Source organism: Nocardia sp. NPDC087230 (assembly GCF_044744725.1).
Lineage (GTDB): Bacteria > Actinomycetota > Actinomycetes > Mycobacteriales > Mycobacteriaceae > Nocardia > Nocardia canadensis.
The window spans coordinates 1,269,642-1,290,805 of sequence record NZ_JBIUYV010000001.1 but is presented as its reverse complement, the minus strand read 5'-3'; the positions used below and the strand labels follow the sequence as shown (position 1 = coordinate 1,290,805).

At 69.6% G+C, this 21,164-nt stretch carries 21 protein-coding genes; 8 read left to right on the top strand and 13 right to left on the bottom strand.

Annotation, left to right across the window (positions count from 1 at the left end; all coding sequences use genetic code 11):
• Nucleotides 1–7 precede the first annotated feature (7 nt).
• The 4 genes from narH to ACIO52_RS06160 all read left to right on the top strand — a co-directional run bounded on the left by narH (nt 8) and on the right by ACIO52_RS06160 (nt 3,735).
• Nucleotides 8–1,702, top strand: a complete 1,695-nt coding sequence (gene narH, locus ACIO52_RS06175; protein ID WP_218718001.1) for a nitrate reductase subunit beta — start codon at nt 8–10, stop codon at nt 1,700–1,702.
• The gene (gene narJ, locus ACIO52_RS06170) at nt 1,699–2,379 is read left to right on the top strand and encodes a nitrate reductase molybdenum cofactor assembly chaperone (protein WP_218718002.1); all 681 of its coding nucleotides are present in this window, start codon (nt 1,699–1,701) and stop codon (nt 2,377–2,379) included. Before narH ends, narJ begins: the two co-directional genes overlap by 4 nt.
• Nucleotides 2,376–3,131 (top strand): respiratory nitrate reductase subunit gamma, encoded by a 756-nt coding sequence (gene narI, locus ACIO52_RS06165; protein WP_218718003.1) that lies wholly within the window; start codon nt 2,376–2,378, stop codon nt 3,129–3,131. Before narJ ends, narI begins: the two co-directional genes overlap by 4 nt.
• A gap of 160 nt (nt 3,132–3,291) precedes the next feature.
• Nucleotides 3,292–3,735 (top strand): Uma2 family endonuclease, encoded by a 444-nt coding sequence (locus tag ACIO52_RS06160; protein ID WP_402642036.1) that lies wholly within the window; start codon nt 3,292–3,294, stop codon nt 3,733–3,735.
• A gap of 154 nt (nt 3,736–3,889) precedes the next feature.
• Here the strand turns inward: ACIO52_RS06160 and ACIO52_RS06155 are convergent, their stop codons facing one another.
• The 6 genes from ACIO52_RS06155 to ACIO52_RS06130 form a co-directional block, all read right to left on the bottom strand.
• Nucleotides 3,890–4,237, bottom strand: a complete 348-nt coding sequence (locus tag ACIO52_RS06155; protein ID WP_218718004.1) for a hypothetical protein — start codon at nt 4,235–4,237, stop codon at nt 3,890–3,892.
• Between the two features lie 125 nt (nt 4,238–4,362).
• Entirely contained in the window at nt 4,363–6,102 is a 1,740-nt protein-coding gene (locus tag ACIO52_RS06150; protein WP_316575855.1) for an amidohydrolase family protein, read from the bottom strand.
• A 12-nt stretch (nt 6,103–6,114) separates the two neighbouring features.
• Complete coding sequence (locus ACIO52_RS06145) at nt 6,115–7,767, bottom strand: class I adenylate-forming enzyme family protein (RefSeq protein ID WP_402642031.1); 1,653 nt, start codon at nt 7,765–7,767, stop codon at nt 6,115–6,117.
• 14 nt (nt 7,768–7,781) lie between these two features.
• Nucleotides 7,782–8,822: an NAD(P)-dependent alcohol dehydrogenase gene (locus ACIO52_RS06140; protein ID WP_218718043.1), complete on the bottom strand. Its 1,041-nt coding sequence runs from the start codon at nt 8,820–8,822 to the stop codon at nt 7,782–7,784.
• Nucleotides 8,823–8,824: 2 nt separating this feature from the next.
• Complete coding sequence (locus ACIO52_RS06135; RefSeq protein ID WP_218718007.1) at nt 8,825–9,970, bottom strand: serine hydrolase; 1,146 nt, start codon at nt 9,968–9,970, stop codon at nt 8,825–8,827.
• On the bottom strand, nt 9,967–11,340 hold the full coding sequence (locus ACIO52_RS06130; protein WP_218718008.1) for an NAD(P)/FAD-dependent oxidoreductase: 1,374 nt from the start codon (nt 11,338–11,340) through the stop codon (nt 9,967–9,969). Before ACIO52_RS06130 ends, ACIO52_RS06135 begins: the two co-directional genes overlap by 4 nt.
• Nucleotides 11,341–11,456: 116 nt before the next feature.
• Here ACIO52_RS06130 and ACIO52_RS06125 point away from each other — a divergent pair, with 116 nt between their 5' ends.
• Nucleotides 11,457–12,080 (top strand): TetR/AcrR family transcriptional regulator, encoded by a 624-nt coding sequence (locus ACIO52_RS06125; RefSeq protein ID WP_316575857.1) that lies wholly within the window; start codon nt 11,457–11,459, stop codon nt 12,078–12,080.
• A gap of 3 nt (nt 12,081–12,083) precedes the next feature.
• Here the strand turns inward: ACIO52_RS06125 and ACIO52_RS06120 are convergent, their stop codons facing one another.
• The gene (locus tag ACIO52_RS06120; protein ID WP_218718010.1) at nt 12,084–12,707 is read right to left on the bottom strand and encodes a TMEM198/TM7SF3 family protein; all 624 of its coding nucleotides are present in this window, start codon (nt 12,705–12,707) and stop codon (nt 12,084–12,086) included.
• 86 nt (nt 12,708–12,793) lie between these two features.
• On the opposite strand from ACIO52_RS06120, the gene ACIO52_RS06115 reads away from it, so the two are divergent.
• Nucleotides 12,794–13,225, top strand: a complete 432-nt coding sequence (locus tag ACIO52_RS06115) for a DUF6325 family protein (RefSeq protein WP_402642025.1) — start codon at nt 12,794–12,796, stop codon at nt 13,223–13,225.
• Nucleotides 13,226–13,237: 12 nt separating this feature from the next.
• Nucleotides 13,238–13,576 (top strand): SHOCT domain-containing protein, encoded by a 339-nt coding sequence (locus tag ACIO52_RS06110; protein ID WP_316575858.1) that lies wholly within the window; start codon nt 13,238–13,240, stop codon nt 13,574–13,576.
• A 68-nt stretch (nt 13,577–13,644) separates the two neighbouring features.
• On the opposite strand, the gene ACIO52_RS06105 is transcribed toward ACIO52_RS06110, so the two are convergent.
• The 3 genes from ACIO52_RS06105 to ACIO52_RS06095 all read right to left on the bottom strand — a co-directional run bounded on the left by ACIO52_RS06105 (nt 13,645) and on the right by ACIO52_RS06095 (nt 18,560).
• A complete protein-coding gene (locus tag ACIO52_RS06105) occupies nt 13,645–15,468 on the bottom strand; it encodes an alkyl sulfatase dimerization domain-containing protein (protein ID WP_316575859.1) in 1,824 nt (607 codons plus the stop codon).
• A 96-nt stretch (nt 15,469–15,564) separates the two neighbouring features.
• Nucleotides 15,565–18,165: a LuxR C-terminal-related transcriptional regulator gene (locus tag ACIO52_RS06100; RefSeq protein ID WP_218718014.1), complete on the bottom strand. Its 2,601-nt coding sequence runs from the start codon at nt 18,163–18,165 to the stop codon at nt 15,565–15,567.
• 173 nt (nt 18,166–18,338) lie between these two features.
• Entirely contained in the window at nt 18,339–18,560 is a 222-nt protein-coding gene (locus ACIO52_RS06095) for a hypothetical protein (RefSeq protein WP_218718015.1), read from the bottom strand.
• Nucleotides 18,561–18,747: 187 nt separating this feature from the next.
• Between ACIO52_RS06095 and ACIO52_RS06090 the strand changes: the two genes are divergently transcribed.
• Nucleotides 18,748–19,176 (top strand): Ig-like domain repeat protein, encoded by a 429-nt coding sequence (locus tag ACIO52_RS06090; RefSeq protein WP_316575860.1) that lies wholly within the window; start codon nt 18,748–18,750, stop codon nt 19,174–19,176.
• Nucleotides 19,177–19,244: 68 nt separating this feature from the next.
• On the opposite strand, the gene ACIO52_RS06085 is transcribed toward ACIO52_RS06090, so the two are convergent.
• The 3 genes from ACIO52_RS06085 to ACIO52_RS06075 form a co-directional block, all read right to left on the bottom strand.
• On the bottom strand, nt 19,245–19,694 hold the full coding sequence (locus ACIO52_RS06085) for a VOC family protein (RefSeq protein WP_316575861.1): 450 nt from the start codon (nt 19,692–19,694) through the stop codon (nt 19,245–19,247).
• Between the two features lie 93 nt (nt 19,695–19,787).
• Nucleotides 19,788–20,123 carry a TfoX/Sxy family protein gene (locus ACIO52_RS06080; RefSeq protein ID WP_316575862.1) on the bottom strand — a complete coding sequence of 112 codons (336 nt, stop codon included), beginning with the start codon at nt 20,121–20,123 and terminating at the stop codon, nt 19,788–19,790.
• Nucleotides 20,124–20,155: 32 nt separating this feature from the next.
• Nucleotides 20,156–21,121, bottom strand: a complete 966-nt coding sequence (locus ACIO52_RS06075; protein WP_402642019.1) for an alpha/beta hydrolase — start codon at nt 21,119–21,121, stop codon at nt 20,156–20,158.
• Between the last annotated feature and the right edge of the window lie 43 nt (nt 21,122–21,164).

Sequence of the window (21,164 nt, the reverse complement as noted above, 5' to 3'; positions counted from 1 at the left end):
GCGCGTAATGGCTCAGCTCGCCATGGTCATGAACCTGGACAAGTGCATCGGCTGCCACACCTGCAGCGTCACCTGTAAGCAGGCGTGGACCAACCGCGGCGGCACCGAGTACGTCTGGTTCAACAATGTGGAAACCCGTCCGGGACAGGGTTATCCGCGTCAGTACCAGGATCAGGAGAAGTGGAAGGGCGGCTGGACGCTGAACAAGCGTGGCAAGCTGTCGCTGAAGTCGGGCTCGCGGTTCAAGCGCCTGATGAACATCTTCGCCAACCCGGACCTGCCCACGGTCGAGGACTACTACGAGCCGTGGAGCTACGACTACGACAACCTGCTGGCCTCCCCGCCCACCGACACCACGCCGGTCGCGCGGCCGAAGTCGCTGATCACCGGCGAGGACACCAAGGTCACCTGGGGCGCCAACTGGGACGACGACCTCGGTTCCGGTCCCGAAGCGGTCGGCAAGGACCCCTTGCTCGGCAAGCTCGAGGACAAGGTGAAACTGGAGTTCGAAGAGACCTTCATGTTCTACCTGCCGCGCATCTGCGAGCACTGCCTGAACCCGTCGTGCGCCGCGTCGTGCCCGTCGGGAGCGATCTACAAGCGCGAGGAGGACGGCATCGTCCTGGTCGACCAGGACAAGTGCCGTGGCTGGCGCCAGTGCATCACCGGCTGCCCGTACAAGAAGATCTACTTCAACCACAAGACGGGCAAGGCGGAGAAGTGCACCTTCTGCTACCCGCGCGTGGAGGTCGGCATCCCGACCGTGTGCTCGGAGACCTGCGTCGGGCGGCTGCGCTACATCGGCGTGATGCTCTACGACGCCGACGCGGTGCTCGAGGCGGCGTCGGTGACCGACGACAAGGACCTCTACCCGTCCCAGCTCGGGGTGTTCCTCAACCCGCACGACCCGCGCGTGATCGCCGAGGCCGAGAAGGCCGGCATCTCGCCGGAATGGATTCAGGCGGCACAGGATTCGCCGGTCTACAAGCTGATCGTGGACTACCAGCTGGCGCTGCCACTGCATCCGGAATACCGCACCATGCCGATGGTCTGGTATGTGCCGCCGCTGTCGCCCGTGGTCGACGTGCTCAGCGAGACCGGGCACGACGGTGAGGACGCGGGCAACCTGTTCGGCGCCATCGACGCGCTGCGCATCCCGATCGAATACCTGGCCGAGCTGTTCACCGCCGGGGAGATCGGGCCGGTGCGCGCCTCGCTGCAACGGCTGGCCGGCATGCGCGCGTTCATGCGCTCGGTCAACCTCGGCGAGGAGCCCGAGCCCGGTATCGCGCCGTCGATCGGGCTCGAGCCCGAGGAGATCGAGGCCATGTACCGGCTGCTCGCGATCGCCAAGTACGAGCACCGCTACGTGATCCCCTCCGGGGCGACCTCCCGTGCGCACGAACTGGATTCGCTGGCCACCGGATGCAGCCTCGACACCGACGGCGGACCCGGCATGACCGCGTTCGACCAGGTGGTGGAGAAGTTCTCGCTGGCCGACACCAATCAGGCCGCGCCCGAGGAGAAGTCGGGCCGGATCAACCTGCTCAACTGGGACGGCCGCAGCACCAGCGGGCTCGTGCCGAGCGGCGACAAGCTTGCGCCCACCGCGAACGGCAACGGCGCCGACGCAGGGAGCAACGGCAACGGCAGCAACGGCGCTGCCGTTGCCGACTCCACGGTCAGCGGTGCGGCGCAATGAGTCTGCTCTCGATCCGCAAGCGACCCCAGCCGGTCACCGCCATGCCCGAGCACGATCGGCGGGTCGTGTGGCGGCTGGCCGCGCTGCTGCTGGACTACCCCGGTGAGTCGACGCTGGCGCTGCTGGACCAGATGTCCACGGCCGCGGCCGAATTGCCCGCCGAGGTGCGGGCGCACTTCGACGCGGTGCTGACCTACCTGCGGGAGACGCCCTCGATCGAGGTGGCGCAGAGCTATGTCGAGACCTTCGACATGCGCCGCCGGGCCAGCCTGCATCTGACCTTCTACGCCTACGGCGACACCCGCAAGCGCGGCATGGCGCTGCTGCGGTTCAAGCATGCCTACCGGCAGGCGGGGGTGGAACTCGGTGACGAGGAACTGCCCGACCACCTGCCGGTACTGCTGGAGTTCGCCGCCACCGTCGACCCGATCGGCGGTGAGCGCCTGCTCGGCGAGCACGTTCCGGTCATGGAGCTGCTGCGACTGTCCTTGGGCGACAACGACTCGCCCTACAGCGGCGTGCTGGCCGCGGTGCTGACGACGCTGCCGCCGGTGACCACCGCCGACCGGCGCCGCATCGCCGAGCTCGCCGCGCAGGGGCCGCCCGAAGAGGAAGTCGGGCTGGAACCCTTCGCCATGGACCCCTCGTTGTTCGACGCCACGGAAGGCCGCCGATGAACGCCACCATCCCGCTCCCCGAAGGCCTGTGGCTGATCCTGCCCTATATCGCCGCCACGTCCTTCGTGCTCGGCCACATCTGGCGCTACCGGTTCGACCAGTTCGGCTGGACCACCCGGTCCTCGCAGATCTACGAGTCCAAGCTGCTGCAACTGGGCAGCCCGCTGTTCCACTTCGGCATGCTCGGGGTGTTCGGCGGGCACGTGATGGGTCTGCTGATCCCCGAGTCGTGGACCAGCGCGCTCGGCATCTCCGAACACGCCTACCACCTCGTCGCGGTGGGCGCGGGTTCGGTCGCCGGGCTGATGGTGGTGGCCGGTGTCGCCATCCTCTGCTACCGCCGCATCGTCGTTCCCGCCGTGCGCAAGGCGACCAGCCGCAACGACATCATGATGTACACCCTGCTGACGCTGGCCCTGGTCACCGGTCTGCTCAACACCTGGGGTTCCAACCTGCTCTGGGGCACCTACAACTACCGCGAGACCGTCTCCCCCTGGTTCCGCAGCCTGTTCACCATCAACCCGGAACCGGGGCTGATGGTCGGTGTCCCGTGGACCTTCCAGCTGCACGGCCTGGTCGTGCTGGCCCTGGTCGCGGCCTGGCCGTACACCCGCCTGGTGCACATGTTCAGCGCCCCCATCGGCTACCTCACCCGGCCCTACATCGTCTACCGCCGCAAGGAAGTCGACACCAAGGACAAGACCCGCTTCGCCAAGGCCTGGGACGCCCCGGTCACCCCCGACCGCTGGTAGGGCCCGGATTCGCTCGCTCGTACCCCCTGACCCGGGCCAGCGCCATACTGGTCCGGTCAGCTGGAACACCAACTAGCGAGGGGACCGATCTGGATCGTCTGACCGGCCTTCCCCCGCACACCGAGCTGATCGACGGGAGCCTCGTCTTCGGGAGCCGCAGATGGCGTTTCACATGCTGGTCATCGACTACCTTCGCGACAGTCTCAAAGCGCAGGCTCCACGCCATCTCCACGTGCGTCGGGAAATGACCGTGACGCTGTCCGCACGGCCGCGACCGGAGCCCGACATCATGATCGTCGATGCGGCGGCGAGCACCGGCCTCGAACAAACGACCTACGAACCACAGGACGTGCTTCTCGCGATCGAGGTCGTCTCCCCGGACTCGATCATCCGCGACCGCAAGCGCAAGCCGGTGCTCTACGCGGACGCAGGCATCCCGCGCTTCTGGCGCGTCGAGAACGTCGACGGGCGCGCTGTCGTCTACGTCTTCGAACTGGACCCGGCCACCGGTCAGTACGCACCGACCGGGATCTACCATGACACCCTCGACCTGACCCTGCCGTTCCCCATCACCCTCCACCTGGCCGAGGCCACGGCGCCGTAGGGGGCGTACAGCACGCATCCGTGTCCTCACGGCCGACGCCGGCGAACGGACCATCGGGGTTGGCGGCCGTCGCGGCGAGATGGTCGATGCCCAGCACTGCGGCACCGGTCACGGAGCGCGCGCTGTGGACGCGCGGCGTGGGCTTGTTCTCAGCTCAGGACGAAGTGGGGCCCAGAGTTGCGCGGACGGCGTCGAACCAGGCCTGGGTGTCGACGAGGCCCTTCTCGTTGTCCTTGCGGCCGCCGGTGAAGCCGAAGAGGTCGGCGGCGAAGCGGCTCAGGACGGTCTTGTCGGTCTCGTCGAGTCCGGTGAGGACCTCGGTGTCGCCGAGCAGGTAGGCGACGACGGCTACCTGGCCCGCGGGCCAGGTCTCGCGGTGGGCCGACCAGCCGTCGGAGCGAACGGCGCGGGCCTTGCTCAGCAGGTCCTCGCGCAGGGCGTCGCGATCTGCGTCGCTGGGCCGACGTGGCTTGCCCCAGGTGATCCGTTTCGCGTTCGACATGGCGATCCTCTCGCTGGAGCGTCCCGGGGTCGACAACCCCGGACTTGCCTCGACTGTCCCAGATCGAGGAACGCGGACAGCCCACCGGCCCGCCCCACGGGCGATTCGGTGGGCGGTCGCGCCGGCTACCCGGCGCGCAGGAACCGGCCGACGCGCTCGGTGCCGAGCACGGGATCCTTGCTACCCGCGCCGAACACGTACCGCCCGCCGACGAACACCGCGGTCACGGTCTCGTCGTTGCGGTTGACCATGCGCGGCAGGTTGTCGAATTCCGGGATCGGATTCTCCGCGTAGGCGTCGAGGCTGTCGTCGAGGTGGGCCGGGTCGATGACGACAGCGTCGGCGCGGTCGCCGACCCGCAGATGACCCGCGTCGAGCCCGTACCAGTCGGCCAGCTCGCCGGTGATCCGGTGCACCGCGTGCTCGATCGTCATGAACGGGGCGCCCGCGCGCTCCGCGTCGGCGACCCGCCGCAGCAGGCGCAGGCCGAAGTTGTAGAAGGCCATGTTGCGCAGGTGCGCGCCCGCGTCGGAGAAGCCGAGCTGGATTCCGGGATCGGCGGCGAGGACATCGAGCACCGCGGGCCGGTGGTTGGAGATGGTGGTGCGCCAGCGCAGCTTCGATCCGTGCTCGACGACCAGGTCGAGGAAGGCGTCGACCGGGTGCACGCCGCCGCGATCGAGGCCGACCTGGCCGAAGGTCTTGCCGACGACGGTGGGGTCGGGGCACTCGACGATGTCGGCGTCGAAGAAATCGCGGTGCCAGACCCGGGGACCGTACTTCTGGTCGTAGTCCTTGCGGAACCGGCGCCGGTACTGCTCGTCCTGCATGAGGTGGCGCTGCTCGTCGATGTGGTTCGACAGGTGTAGTGCCGCCGCGCCGGAACCGAATTCCTCGAAGATCGGCAAGTCGATGCCGTCGGAGTAGACCTCGAACGGCACCGGCAGGTGCTGCCACCGGAAGTCGCCCTTCAGCGCGTTGATCGCGCGGGCCAGCAGCGGAAACACCTTGGCCACACCGGGAATCGCCTTGATGTCGGCGGCGGAGAGCAGGCTCACCTTCAGCGGCTTGCGCCACAGGCCGATGCTGCTCGCCGCCATCGCGATCATCGTGTCGGCCCGGTTGACGTCGGGCCCGCCCTGGAGTGCGCGACCGCGAGTCCGCAGGATGGTGTTGAGTGTCTTGCGTTCGGCCCGGGTCGAATACGTGGAGGGCAGCGTGCGTGAGCGGCACATTTCGCCGTCGAGTTTGTCGAACAGCAGCCGCTGCGAGGACATCCCGACGAAGCCGGCGTCGAGCGCCTCGGTCAGCTTGGTGGCCATCGCGGCGAGTTCGATGTCACTGGGCTCGACGTCCTTGCGGGTCGCCCGGTCCAAACCCATCACCGCGGACCTGATGTCGGAGTGCCCGATGAAGCTCGCCACGTTGGGTCCCAGTGGCAAGGTGTCGAGGGCGGCGGCGTATTCGGCCGCGCTGTGCCAGGACTTGGTCTCCTCCACCGCGCGCACCACGTGGGGGCGCGGAATCGCCTCGACCCGGCCGAACAGGTCACCGGCGATCTCGCCGTCGACGTGCACCGTCGACAGCGAGCACGAACCGAGCAGCACGGTGGTCACCCCGTGGCGCACCGATTCCGACAGCGACGGATCGAGCAGTACCTCGACGTCGTAGTGGGTGTGGATGTCGATCATGCCGGGCACGACCCACTTGCCGGTGGCGTCGACGACCCGGGCGCAGCCGGTCTCGTCGAGTGGCGTCGCCGAGATCTCGGCGACCTTGCCGTCCTTGATGCCGAGGTGGCGGATGGCGGACGCGGCCCCGGTGCCGTCGAACCAGCGGCCGCCCTTGATGATGCTGTCGAACATAACCGTTCCCTCTTACAGCGCGAGATCGCGTCGGGTGACTTTGCCTGTCGCGTTGCGCGGCAGGGCTTCGGTGGTGAACCGCCATCGGGCGGGCACCTTGAAGTAGGCGAGCCGCGCGGCGACGAAGTCGCGCAGTTCGTCCGGCTCGACCGCGCCGGGCTCGGCGACCACCACGGCCGCCACCTCCTGGCCGAGATCGGGATGGGCGACGCCGAAGACCGCGCACTCGGCGACGGCGGGATGCTCGGACAGCACGTTCTCGATCTCGGTGGGGTAGACGTTCTCGCCACCGCGCAGGATCAGGTCGGTGCGCCGGCCGGACACGGTGAGCCTGCCGTCGGTGACAGTGCCGAAATCGCCCGAGCGCAGCCAGCGTGCAGTGTCGATGGCCTTGGCGGTCGCGGCCTCGTCGTTCCAGTAGCCGAGCATCACGTACGGGCTGCGGATGCAGATCTCGCCCTCCTCGCCGTCGGGCACGACCGCGCCCTCGGCGTCGCGGATCTCCACCGCCACCCCGAAGATCGGCCTGCCGACCGAGGCGTCGTCGGCGACCAGATCCAGCGGCGTGGCCACCGTCGCGGCGGTGCCGCTCTCGGTGAGCCCGTAGCTGGTGGTCAGCGCGAACTGCAGGGACGGGATCTTCTCGCGCAGGCTGGCCAGCAGCGCGGGCGAGGACGGCGCCGAATTGAGCGACAGCGCGCCCAGCGAGGACAGATCGTGCTGGGAGACATCGTGATCCAGCAGCCGCGAGGCCATGGTCGGCACGGCGGCCCAGTTGGTGACCCGCTCGCGCTCGACCAGGTTCAGCACCCGGCCGACCTCGAACGCGCCGTGCGGGAACACCGCGGCCGCGCCGGTCACCAGCCGGGGAATGACCAGGTTGTGCAGGCTGGCGATGTGGAACAGCGGCGCGGTGACCAGGTAGCGGCGATCGCTCGGCGCGTCGCTGGGCGGCTGACCGGCGAACGCGGCGAGCATCGCGTCGGTGAAGCGGTGATAGTCGCTGATCGCCACCATGTTCCGCTGCGAGTGCACCACGCCCTTGGGCCTGCCGCTGGTGCCGCTGGTGTAGAGGATCACGGCCGGATCGTCTTCGCCCACCGGCGTATTCGGGATCTCGCCGCCGCCGAACTCGGTGATCAGGGCGGGCAGGTCGTCGTCCATGGTGAGGACCGGGATGTCGGTGCCGGTCTCGGCCAGCAGCGCGGCCCGCTTCGCGTCGGCGATCACCACGGTGGGCGCGGTGTGCTCGAGCCCGTAGGCGATCTCCGGCGGCGCCCACCAGGCGTTGTAGCCGACCGGGATGGCGCCCAGGCACTGCGCGGCCCAGAAGGCGATCACCCAGTCCGGGCCGTTGGCGGCCAGGATGCCGACCCGGTCGCCCTTGCCGACGCCGTAGCGGGTCGCCAGCGCGGTGGCCAGCGCGCCCGCCGCCGCGGCGTGCTCAGTGAAGGACAGCCGCCGGTCCTCGGTGATCAGGTAGTCACGCTCCCCCCAGCCCAGCGAGTGTTCGAGCAGTTCGCGCAGGCTGCGGCGGCGGTGCGCCAGCACCGGAATCGGCACGCCGAGCACCGGTTCGACGGTCAGTTCGAAGGGCGCGCCGGGCGCGGTCAGGCCCGCGGCGACCTTGGCCACGAATTCCTGTGGGTCCACTACATCGGTCATGGTCTTGTTCTCCATCAGGGAATGAGGACGGCGCGTCCGCGGATCGCACCCGCGTCGAGCCGGTCGAAGGCGGTGCGGGCATCGGCGAGGTCGAAGCGTTCGACCTCGGCGCGGACCTTGCCCGCGGCGGCCAGCGCGATGACGTCGACGAGGTCGCTTCTGGTGCCGCCGTAGGACTTACGCACCGTGGCACCCCAGGGCAGGCCGGGGCCACCGGCCGGACCGGAGTCGATGCCGGGGATGCCACCGGCCAGACCCACCATCCGGTAGGCGCCGTTGGGCGCGACGGTTCGCACGGCCAGCTCGGCCGTGGCGTCGGCGCCGACGAAGTCGAACACCGCCTCGGCGCCGCGTCCGCCGGTGAGCTCGAGAATGGTGGCCGCGGTGTCGTCTCCGGCGGTCAGCGCGATGTCGGCGCCGCAGGCGGTGGCCAGGGCCAGCTTGTCGGGATCGACGTCGACCGCGATCACCCTGGTCTCGGTGAGCGCCTTCAGCAGTTGGACGGCGACGTGGCCGAGGCCGCCGATGCCGATCGCGACCGCGGTCGCGCCCGGCCACAGCTGATCCAGCGCGCCGCGGATGGCGTGCATCGGGGTGAGCGCCGCGTCGGCCAGCGGGGCAGCCTGCGCGAAATCCATGTCGCCGATCGGGACGAACGAGCGCACCGGGATCCGCACGTACTCGGCCATGCCGCCGTCAGGGCCGAGGCCGGGGCACGGCGGCATGGCCGTACGCCCCGCCGCCAGACAGACGTTCTCGTTGCCGTGCAGGCACTCCCGGCACTCGCCACAGGACCAGCACAGGTAGACGAGCCCGCGCTCGCCGACCCGGCGGCCCGCCACCCGCGACCCGACCGCCTCGATGGTGCCCGCGATCTCGTGACCGAGGGTGAGCGGCTGCTCGCTCATCGGGAACGGCAGGCTCAGCACGAACGAATCCGAGTGGCAGATCCCGGCCGCACCGACCCGCAGGAGCAGATCGTCGGGTCCGAGATCGGGCACCGGCACCGTCCGCAGCTCCAGGGTGCCGGGCGCGGTCAGCTGCATGGCGCGCATCGTCATCGCAGCTCCCCCACCGCGTCGAAGGTGGCCTTCAGGTACCGGTCGCAGCGATCGGAGCCGATCAGGCCGGTCGCCATCCGATTCATTGTGTAGGCGAAGGTGATCCGGCGATCCAGGTCGTTGACGACCATCGAGCCGCCGTAGCCCGCCCACCAGCACACCCGGCCGTCGGGAATGTGCGGGAAGGTCTGCGGCCGGGGCAGCCCGTAGCCGATGCCGAAACGCAGCGGAGTCAGCAGCGCCAGGTCGATGCCGTCGGCCTGCTCGCGGAAGATCAGATCGATGGTGGCGGGCGAGAGGAACCGCCTGCCGCTGAGCTCACCCGCGGTGGTGAGCAGCGACTGGATCCGGGCCACCGAGCGCGCGTTGCCGTGTCCGTTGGTGCCGCCGATCTCGGCCGCCCGCCACTGCGGCGTCGCCGTCTCGCCGATCTCGAGCCAGGGACTGGTGAGCGTCTTGATCAGCACGCTGTCCTGGTCGAGGGTCGACAGGTCGAACTCGGGCAGCTCCGGCGGGATCAGGGTGGCGATCCGGTCGGCGTGCTCGGGGCCGGTGCCGATGTGGAAGTCGGCGCCCAGCGGGCCCGCCAGTTCCTCGGCGAAGAAGCGACCCAGCGAGCGACCGGTGATGCGGCGCACCAGCTCACCGATGAGATGGCCGTAGTTGATGGCGTGATAGCCCGACGCGGTGCCGGGCTCCCACCAGGGCGCCTGGGTCGCCAGCCGGGCGGCGGCGGCCTCGGTGTCGTAGATGTCGGACAGCTCGATCGGCTTCTCCCAGCCGGACACGCCCGAGGTGTGCGAGAGCAGGTGCCGGACCAGGATGGCGTCCTTGCCATTGGCCGCGAACTCCGGCCAGTAGGCGGCCACCCGCGCGTCGAGGTCGAGCTCGCCGCGGTCGACCAGCAGCAGCGCGCACAGGGCGGTCATCGTCTTGGTCACCGAGAAGACGTTGACCAGGGTGTCGGCACCCCACGGCATGGTCCTGTCCGGATCGCGGTAGCCGCCCCAGAGATCCAGGACCGGATCACCGTCCACGGTGACACACAGTGCCGCGCCGACTTCGGAGCCCGCGTCGAGCTCCTCGTCGAAAGCGGCGCGCACACCGGCGAATTCGTCGCGACAGAAGCCGGCGGCGCTCATCGGAGGACCCCGGTGGTCGCGCGCGCGGGCACCGGCAGCGTATTGCCCGCCGCGGCGGCGCGTTTCGCACCGCGCGCCATCTCCTTGGTCATCGCGCGCACATACGGCTCGAATTCGATCTGGATGGTGTGGCGGGGCGAGTCGTAGTAGCGACCGGTGCGCCGGGATTCCTGCTCGCGCAACACCGTATCGATCTCCGCGCGCGGCGGCAGGTGGTAGCGGCCGGTCAGGTACGCGGCGACCAGCTTGCTCTGCTGCTCGGCGAAGTTCACCAGCGTCGGCATCGGCTGGGCCAGGCCGAGATAGAACAGATTGTCCACGCCGGGCTTGTGCATCATCTGGAACAACGGGAACCGGTTGGCGGCGTCGGGGACCAGCGCGGCGTCGGTGAGGAACGGGAAACTGATGTGATAGCCGGTGGCGCACACGATCACGTCGATCTGTTCGCTGCTGCCGTCGGCGAAATGTACGGTGTCGCCGTCCAAGCGGGTGATCGCGGGCTTGCATTCCACGTCGCCGCAGCCGGCCCGGTGCAGGAATTCCTCGCTCGCCGACGGGTGCGCCTCGAACGGCTCGTGGTCGGGCGCCGGCAGGCCGTAGTTGCGCATGTCGCCGCGATTCTTGCGGACGAATCGCTGCTTGAGTTTCAGCGCCACCTTCGCCGGAATCCAGGACGGCATCGAACGCCGGTCGCCGACTTCGCCGTTCACGTACTTGGGCAGGACCCAGACACCGCGGCGAGCCGAGACGAACAGCTTCTCCGCGATGAATCGCTGGGACAGTTCCGAGGCGATATCGAGCCCGGAATTGCCCATCCCCACCACCACGACCCGCTTGCCGCGCATGTCGACCGGATCGAACGGGTCGTTGTAGGCGTGGCTGTGCATCAGCACGCCGTCGAATTCGCCCGGATAGTCGGGGAATCGGGGATTCCAGTGGTGGCCGTTGCACACGATCAGCGCGTCGTAGACCTCGGTGTCGCCCGCCGCGGTGGTCACCCGCCAGAGCCCGGCGTCGTCGCGCTCGGCGGCGGTGACCAGGGTGTTGAACCGGATGTGGTCACGCAGCTCGAAATGGTCGACGTAGTCCTTGAAGTACTGCAGCAGCTGGGAATGGTGCGGGAAGTGCGGCCATTCCTCGGGCGCCGGGAAGTCCTCGAACTGCAGGCGGTACTTCGAGGTGTCGATGTGCAGACTCTGATAGCAGGCCGACATCCCGTTGGGGTTCTTGTAGTACCAGTTGCCGCCGACTTCGTCGGACGCCTCGTAGCAGTCGAACGGAATTCCGTTCTCGGCCAGCCTTTTGGCGACGGTGATCCCCGAGGGTCCGGCGCCGATGACGCAGACCCGGGGCAATTCGCGTGTATTCATGCACAACTCCTGAACAGCGCGGTCACCGATGACCGCGCCGAGTGACGTGAACCACAGCGTAGCGGCTCGCTAGACATGGTGTCTAGTGAATGGGCGGATCGTCTAAGATGAGCCGCATGCCGACCGAACCCGCTGCGCGCCGCGGCTCCCTGCGCGAGGAACAGAAGCGCCTCACCAGGAACAAGATCGTGGAAACCGCGCGCTCACTGTTCGAGACCGAGGGTTACTCCGCGGTCCGGGTCGACGACATCGTCGCCGCCGTCGGCTGTAGCCGGGCCACGTTCTACCTGCACTTCACGAGCAAGAGCGAGGTGCTGCGGGCGATCGCCAACGAGGGCACGCTGACCAGCGTCCGGGAGTTCTACGCGGACCTGGACCGGGTGCTCACCACCGGCTCCAGGGCGGCGTTCGAGGAGTGGATGACCCGCGCGATCTACTGGTTCCTCACCAACAAGGACATGCTCCCGGCCTGGGACGAGGCCACCGCGCTCGAACCGGAGTTCCGCGCGGTCGCCCGCGAGGGGATCATGACGCTGGCCGACAGCATGCCCGCCTACCTCGCCCGCTGGCCCGAACAGCGCCGCGACGAGGCCAGGCTGCGGATCGAACTGCTCGTCGCCCAGCTGGAGCGGTTCTTCACCCGGTGGGCCATGCAGGGCGTCATCGACGTCACGGCCGAGAAGGCCGCCACCGTGCTCACCGACGTCTGGTTCCCCGCGCTGCAGGCGCCGGTCGAGTAGCCGCTAGCGGGTGGGCCAGCCACCGTTGCGTTTGCTCTGATCGATCTCGTCGTCGCCGCCGGCCAGGTGCTGGATCCCGAGCTTCTCGGCGAACAGGTGCCGCTGGGTGATCCAGCCGAGCAGCGCCAGCCCGATCCAGGCCAGCACGGAGGTCACCTGCTGCCAGCCGGGCTCGGGATCGCGCAGGAACGCCAGCGAATCGCTCATCCGGCCCAGGCCGCTGACCACCATGCTGGCGCCGCCGATCGAGGTCAGCCACAGCAGCGCGCGGGCGCGGAACTTCTCGGCCAGGAACGCGCCTGCCACGCACATGGCCAGCGCGACGATCATGCTCAGCGCGACGTTCTTGTCGCCCGGCTGCAGGACCGTCGCCAACTTGGTGCCGATCATCGCGCCGGTCAGGCCGCCGATGAAATACGACGCGAAGCGGAACACCAGCGAGGTCACCACCCACGACGACACCGCGCCGATCAAGCCGACCAGCACCAGCCACGCCAGCGAGGCGTTGAACAGGTCGGCGATCATCCAGCCGAGGCCGAAGCCGATCGCCAGGATGCCCAGGTGGACCGAGCGGATCCCGTAGAAGCACAGCAGCGCTCCGACGATCACGACGACGATGCCATTCATAGCGTCCACGCTAGAACTCCGGGCGCCACCCCGGTTCACCCGATTCGGGTGAGGTGGACGCCGCCGGATCGGCGCACGATCAGGCCATGGGATCAACACCTGCGCTGGGCCCGGTCGATTTCCTGGTGCTCACCTTCCCCGGCACCGCCATCGACGCGACCGTCGCCGACGCGCTCGCCGAGGTGGTCGGAAACGGCCTGGTGACGCTGCTCGATCTGATCGTGCTGACGATGGACGAAGCGGGCACGATCACCGAATCGGAGATCGACGACGACCTGGTCGAGGTGGGTCTCACCGGGCTCACCGCCGCCGACATCGACCTGGTCAGCGCGGCCGACGTGGAAGTCGTGCGCACCTCGATGGCGCCCGGCAGCACCGCGGTGATCCTGGTCTTCGAACAGACCTGGGCCGCGCGGCTGGCGGCCGCGGTACGCGACGCCAGGGGTGAGGTGACGCTGCACGTTCAGGTGCCGCGCGATGTCGTCGAGTCCGCGGTCTCCGCGGCGACGACCGGCTGAGGAGGAACCAGCATGCCACTACGAAGGGGCCGCGCCGGACGGCCGGGACTCCTGGGCACGATCGCCCGCACCGCGGTCGTCGCCGGCACCGCGACCGCCACCTCCAACGCCGTGAACAACCGGGCGGCCAGGAAACGCTCGGCCGAGCAGCAGACCGCCGCCCCGCCACCCGCGGCCGCCGCACCGCCGCCCCCGGCGTATGCCGCGCCGCCCCCGGTGTACGCCGCGCCGCCACCACCCGCCGCACCGGTCGATCTGGTCGGGAAGTTGAAGGAGCTGAGCGACCTGCATTCGGCCGGTGCGCTCTCCGATGCCGAGTTCGCCGCCGCGAAGGCACAGCTGCTCGGCTGAGACCCCGCGCGACAGCGCCCCCGGCCCTGGGCGGCCGGGGGCGCTGTTCATGAACCCCGAGCTGGGTCTCAGGGTGTGACGATCGGGAACCGCGGGTCGGGGGTCTCGATCACGCCGACCAGGGCTTTCAGGACCGACTGGTCGCCGTCGACCGTGACGCCTGCGAAGCCCTGGCCACCGAGCCCGGCCAGCAGTTGCGCCTTGGTCAGCGTCAGGGTGAGGTCGGCGGGACCGCGCAAGGGCGCGTACTCGGAGGCGGTCCGGTGGGTGAGCGCGCCGTTGGACATGGTCAGCCGGGTGACCGTGCCGCTGTCGGTCAGGTTCAGGTCCAGCACGAAGTCCGATTCGGCGGCGCGCAGGCCGTCGACCCGGATCGCGATCGAGTCGATGATCATGTCGATCGTCAGCGCCGCCAGCATCTGCGGATCGGCGGTGTCGAGGGTGACCGGGGTCGGGCCGTTGCGCAGCTCGGTCGCGCCGACCAGGAAGAAGTTGCGCCAGGTCCCGTTCTCGCTGCCGTAGCCGAGGGTCTGATAGACCTCGGCCAGCGCTTCCTTGGCCGCCGTGTTGCCCGGGTCGGCGAAGACGGCGTGATTGAGCAGCGTCGCCGCGAACCGGTGGTCGCCCTCGGCCGCGTACGCCCGCCCCTTGGCCACGACCGCCTCGACACCGCCGTAGTCGGCGACGTAGCGCTTGGCCTGCTCCACCTCGGTGTGCTCCCACAGATGCGCCGGATTGCCGTCGAACCAGCCGAGATAGCGCTGGTAGATCGCTTTCACGTTGTGGCTGAGCGAGCCGTAGTAGCCGCGGTTGGCCCAGATGCCGTCCAAGCCGGGCGGGAAGGTGAGGACCTCCGCGATCTCCGGGCCGTTGAGACCCTGGTTGAGCAGGCGCAGGGTCTGATCGTGCAGGTAGGCGTACATGTCGCGCTGACCGGCCAGCCATGCGGTCCAATTGTCGGCGCCCCAGGTCGGCCAGTGGTGGGAGGCGAAGGCGACATCGGCCCGGTCGGCGAAAAGGGCGATGGCCTCGTCCAGATAGCTCGACCAGATCCGCGAGTCGCGGACGAGTGCGCCGCGCAGGGTGAGCACGTTGTGCATGTTGTGGGTGGCGTTCTCGGCCATGCACAGGGCGCGGCGGTCCGGGAACAGGAAGTTCATCTCCGCGGGAGCCTCGGTACCGGGGGTGAGCTGGAAGAGGATGCGGACGCCGTCGACCACTTCCTCCTGGCCGGTGCGGGTGATGTCCACGGTCGGCGGGATCAGGGTGACCGTGCCGGTGGAGGTGGTCATCCCCAGGCCGCAGCCGAGCTGGCCGTCGGGAGCCTTGGCCAGGCCGGTGCCGTACATGAAGATCGCGCGCCGGGTCATCGCGTTGCCCGCGTAGACGTTCTCGCTGACGGCGTGCTCGAGGAAGCCCTCCGGGGCGATGATCGGCACCTTCGGATGCCCTTCGGGCACGACGCCGCGCGCGCCGCCGAAGTGGTCGGCGTGCGAATGCGTGTAGATCAGGCCGGTGACCGGGCGGTCACCGCGATGCTTGCGATAGATCGCGAGTGCGGCGGCCGCGGTCTCGGCGGAGATGAGCGGGTCGATGACGATCACGCCCCGGTCGCCCTCGACGATCGTCATGTTCGACAGGTCGAAGTTGCGCACCTGGTAGATGCCCTCGGTGACCTCGAAAAGGCCCTGGATGTTGCATAACTGGCTCTGGCGCCACAGGCTCGGGTCGGCCGTCGGCGGGCACCGGTCGTCGAGGAAATCGTAGGCGCCGATATCCCACACCACCCGGCCGTCCGCCGCGGTGATGACCGGCGGGTCGAGCTTGTCGATCAAGCCCCGATTGGCGTTGTCGAAGTCGGTCGTGTTCCCGAAGTCCGGATACGTGCCCATGGTCCACCCTTGCCTCGTCGGAATCCTGGCGGTCCCGCGACCGTATCCGCGCGGGACGGGCGGGAAATCACCCGTTGTGGGTGAGTTCGGGCGGTATCAGATCAGGCCGACGCGGCGGGCGCTGCCGATCGCGTCGGCGCGGGCGTTGACGCCGAGCTTCTGGTAGATGCCGCGCAGGTGGGTCTTCACGGTGTTCACCGAGACGCCCATGTTCGCGGCGATATTGATCGCGGTCATGCCGGACGGGAGCTGGCGCAGCACCGCCAGCTCGGTCTCGGTGAGCTGCGGCGCGTCGGTGGCGGGCGCGCGATGCGAACGGACCAGGTCGACGAAGGCGTCGAAGCGTCCGAACCGCCCGCCCAGGCGGTCGAGGGTCTCGGCCGCGCCGGGCACGTCGAGGAACGGGCGGATCAGCCGTTCGCCGCACGCGAGGGCGAGTGCCTGCTCGAACGCGTCCTCGGCCTTGCGCGGCCGGTCCAGCCGGTCGGCGGCGACGCCCTCCAGCAGCCTGGCGGTGACCAGGGCGCCCGCCGTCAGCCGCGGGGCTCCGCCGAGCAGCGGCTCGAGGATGGTCAGCGCCGCGCTGGGCCGATGGGTGTAGACGGCCAGGGCCGCCTCGGCGACGGCCAGCTGCGGGGTCGACCCGAACACCCGGGTCGCGTGATCGACCAGGTGCTGGGCGTCGGTCTTGGCCTGTAGACGCAGCAGCACCCACAGCACATCGGTGACCAGCGTGCCGATGCCGAAGGCCGCCGGGGAGTCGTCGAGCAGGCGGTGGGTCTGGGTACAGAGCAGGGTCGCGGCGGCCGCGCGATCGGGGGCCGCGTCGAACATCAGCACGCCGGTGATCACGGCGGCCTGCCGGGCGGGCGCCGGGGCGCTCGCCTCCGCCGCCGGCCCACCGGGCTGACCGGGCAGTGGCAGTTGCACGGCCTCGCCTTGCTGGTACGCACCGTAGGCCTCGATCAGCCGGGCGAACACGCCTTCGGGAGCCTGCGCCAGGTCGTAGCGATCGGCGCAGTCGCGCGCGGCGGCGGCCAGGGCTCGCAGGTCTCCGACCCGGCCCGCGTACCCGGCGGCGACCGCGACCGCGGTCCGGGCCCGCACCGCGACGCTGCCGAGCCCTACTTCCTCCGCGTGCACGATGGCGTGCCGCAACGCGGCGATGCCGCTGTCGATCGCGCCGCCGGTGACCTCGGCGGTACCGCAGTGCAGCGCGGCGTAGCAATCCAGGTCGGGTTGGCCGGTCACCGCGGGCAGCGGCCAGCTCATCGAGGCCGAATCCCCCACCAGCACAGCCAGCCCCGCGCTGACCGCCCGGTCCAGTGAGACCGTCCAGGCATCGGGAACCAGCCGCGAGACCTGCTCGGACCCGAGATGCGCGGCCTCGAGATAGACCTCGGCGGCGGCGATCTCACCCGCCTCCACCGCGACCGCCGCGCGTAGCAGCCGCACGAAGGTGTCCTCGGTCGCATCCGGCAGATACTCCATGGCGGCGAGCACCTGCTGGCCCGCGCCGTCGAGGACCATGCGCGGGCCCCAGTCCCGCAGGAACGACACCAGGCCGGGCGCGCCCGGTTCGGCCAGGACGTGCTCGAGCGCGGGGCCCGGCAGCGCGGCCGCCCCGAACCACTCGGCGACGCGACGGTGCACGGTGGGCAGGCGGTCGGCCCGCGAGTGCGCGGCCTCGGCCAGCAGATACGCCCGCAGCAGCGGGTGGTAGCTGTGCCAGAGCTGACCCGCGTCGGCCACGGTCTGCATGGGGAAGTTGGCCCGCAGCAGTTCGTCGACGATCCGGGCCGCGTTCTCACCGGCCAATTCCTCCGCCAGCGGCAGGCAGAACCGGGTGGGAATCGCGGTGACCAGCAGGAAATCCAGGGTCGACGTGGGCAGCGACTGCATCAGCTCCGCGACCAGGAAATCCGCGACCGCGTGTGACGGCCGGGCCAGCGTGGTGAGCGCGGTATCGCGATCCTCGCCGTTGGCGGCCACGTAGATCGCGGCGATCCGGACCAGCGCGGCCCAGCCGCGGGTCAGCGAGTGCACCGTGGCGAGCTCGTCGTCGTCGAGCCGGCAGCCGTGCTGGGCGAACAGCTGGACGATCCGCTCGGGCGAGAGCGCCAGTTCGCCCACACCGATCCGGGTCAGCCTGCCCCCCAGCTCCAGCGCGTGCCAGCGCAATGGCGGATCGAACCGGCCCGCCAGCAGCACGGTGACCGTGCCGGGCAGGTGCGCGAGCAGGTACTCCAGGCCCGCCAGCTGCAGCGGGTCGGTGATCAGGTGGGCGTCGTCGAGCACCAGGACGGCGTGCTCGGCCCGCGCGGCCAGCGCGTCGACCAGGTCGGCGGCCTGGTCGGCCGGGGTGCGCAGGGTCGTGTCGACGGCGTCGGCGGGGCGGTGCAGGAGCCGCGCGATCGTGGGGAGCAGCTCGCCGCTGTCCGCCAGGCGCGCGGTGACGGTGAGCCAGCCGACGGTGGCCGCGCGAGCCTTGCGTGACCGGGTCACCCAGTCGACCAGGGCGACGGTCTTGCCGCTGCCCGCCGGGCCGGACACCAGCACCGTGTGCCCGCCCGCGGCGTGCGCGCGGTCGAGCCGGGCGGCGAGGTCGCCGGAGCGCACGGAGGCGAAGGACAGCTCGGGAATCTGGACACCGACCGCCGAGACGTCGTCAGCTAACGCGCGGTACGAGGTTGCCACCACCACACTCCTCAGCTCGTCATCTCCCCGCGGGGTCGATCCACCAGCAGGTTCGACGGTAGGCCAAACGCGACCAGCGCGTTCGCCGGTGGTGCGGCGTCGACGCGCTCGTTATGAGATCGACGTCATCGTGAGGGTTTGCCGCAACCGGCTATCGTTCGGCAACCTCACGATCAATCGGGCAGGCGAGACATTCCGAGCAGGGTGAGCCCGAGGACATCGATGCGGGCGAGCACGCCGCGCATGGCGGTGTTGTCGGCCAGCTCGCCGTAGAGGGTGGTGGTTCCGGTCGGCGAATGGGCGCTACGCCGAAGCTCCGGGAACGCGGCGACAGCACGTTCCGTGAGTTCGCCCTCGATGACGAACTGGTAGCGAACCGCATCCGACGTCGGCATGTGTCCAGTCTCGACGACAGCCGCCGCGATCGCCTCATCCGCACGGGATGATTCCGGCGTCACCTGTGACGAAGCGGTCGCGACAATTTTAAACAGTCGTTTTTCTGTTTCCCGGACAGCGCGGCGACCGGGTCGATAGTGTCGCCACACCCACAGCGGTGGGACAGCGCGATACAGGAGAACAACCATGCAGACCAACCAGGCTCGGCGGGCCGGCTTCGGACTCACAGCTTTCACCGCGGTCGCCGCGGCAGGCGTCCTGGTGGCGCCGCAGGCCTCGGCACTCGTCCAGGGTGTCACCGTCAGTGGCAGCACCCACTACGTCGGCACGGCCTACACCGTCACCGCCGATGTCACCGCGACGTCGTTCCTGTTCAAGGTGACCTTCACCGACAACGGCACCCAGATCGGCGAGCCGGTCTCGGTCTCCGACGGCAAGGCCACCATCACCTGGACCCCGACGACCCCCGGTTCGCACGAGATCAAGGCCGTGCAGGAACTGATCAGCTCCAAGACCGTCACCGTCGAGGTCACCACGAAGCCGACGACGCCCGGCGGCGGCACCGGCACCGGCTCGGCCGACCTGGGCGGTCTGCTGACCGGCTCGGCGGGCTGACCCGACCCGACACGCCTCGACGGCCGCCGCGGACTACCGATCCGCGGCGGCCGTCGACGTATCGGGCCTCAGGCCTGGTCGTAGGCCTGTTGCAGAGCGGCGATGTCGAGCTTGGACATCGACCGCAGCGCGGTGCCGACCGCGATGACCCGGTCGGTGTCGCCGCTCATCAGCTTCGGCAGCACCGAAGGCACGACCTGCCAGGACAGCCCGAACCGGTCTTTCAGCCAGCCACACGGGCCGGGCTCGCCGCCCTCGGACAGGGTGTCCCACAGCCGGTCGACCTCGTCCTGGGTGTCCACGACGACCTGCAGCGAGGCGGCGTCGGTGTGCGGATGCGCCGGTCCGCCGTTCATCAGCGTGACGGCCTGACCGTCGAGATCGAGGGTGACGATGAAGGCCGAGCCGTCGGCCTGCCGGGTGACCTCGACGACGCGCGAATTCGGCACCGTCGCGGCGTAGAGCTCACCGGCCGCTTCGGCGTCGGTATCGAACCAGAGGAAGGTGTTGACGGACATGATGTGCTCCTTCGGGAGGGTGATGCGCAGGCTTGCTGTCACCCACTGGTCGGAGCCGAGCACGCGGTCTCGACACATCCATCGAAGTTCTCTCTACTTTTTTCGCGGCAGGGTTCTGGCGTAGCTCACGCCGCGCTCGACCCACTCGCGCAACACCGCGTCGTCGGCGACGGCGGCGGTGTCGACCCGCAGCCAGCCCACCATCTCCCGCCCGCCCATCACCATCGGCGACACCGACAGCCCGTCGACGAGCGACTCCCCCTCGGCCCGGTCGACCCGCACCAGCAGCCCGCCCTTGCCGCTGGCGGCGACGGCCATATTGCCGCCGACCAGGAACGCGAGTCCACCGAACATCGGTTGCTCGACCAGATCCGGTCCGGGGTAGACGATCTCCCGGATGCGCTCGGCGAGTTCCTCGTCATAGGCCATGGACCCAGTGTGCGCCGGGGCACCGACAGTTTTCAGAGGCCGAGGGCGGCGGCGAACATCGGCCACGAATCGTGCACGTCGTCCTGCCAATACGGCCAGGCGTGGGTGCCCGCGGTCCGGAAACGCACGTCGGCGGGGATGCCGAGCTGGGCCAGCCGGGCCGCCATCGGGCCGGTGCAGCTGCCCGCGACTGCCTCCATCGTGCCGCCGACCAGCAGCCGGTCGACCAGCACGCCGAGATTGCCCGCGATGCTCGGATCGTTGATCGCCTCGTGCTGACCCGGGATGCCGTTGCCCGCGGACAGGTAGATCGCGGTCCCGCGCAGGCGTTCGGCCTGCACGACCGGGTCGTTGCCGATCCAGGCCTGGTCGATCGGGCCGCCCCACATGTTGGTGGCGTCCGCGGCGAAGGTCGCCAGCTGGGCGCGAACCAGCGCCTGCGCCAAGGGGTTCGCGGTCTGAGTGCACCCGCTGAACGCGCCGACCGCGCGGTAGAGGCCGGGCGCGGCGATGGCCAGGTTCAGCGCCGAGGTGGCCGACATCGACAGGCCGGCGACCGCGTTGGCGCCGGTCATGCCGAAGCGCTGATCGAGCAGCGGTGGGAGTTCGCCGGTGAGGAAGGTCGTCCACTTGTTGCGGCCCAGGATCGCGTCGTCGCGCTGCCAGTCGGTGTACATGCTGGCCCGGCCGCCGATCGGGACCACCACATTGACCGGCTTGTCGGCGAAGAAGTCCACCACGTCGGTGCGGCGCATCCAGGGCCCGCCGCTCTCCCCGCCGTCGACCGCGTTCAACAGATACAGCGCGGGCGCTCCCGCGCCGGGATGCGACAGCCACAGCGTGATCGGGCGGTTCATCGCCGCCGAATACACGACCACTTCGTATTGCCTGCCACCGAGCGGCCGGACGTCGATGATCCCCGCCTCCGCCACCGCGCGCGGCGCGATCACGAACCCACAGCCGAGCAGCACGAGCACACCGCACAGGAGCCGACGCATACCCCGAGCATGCCCTACCGAACGGCCGATATCCGGCATTGAC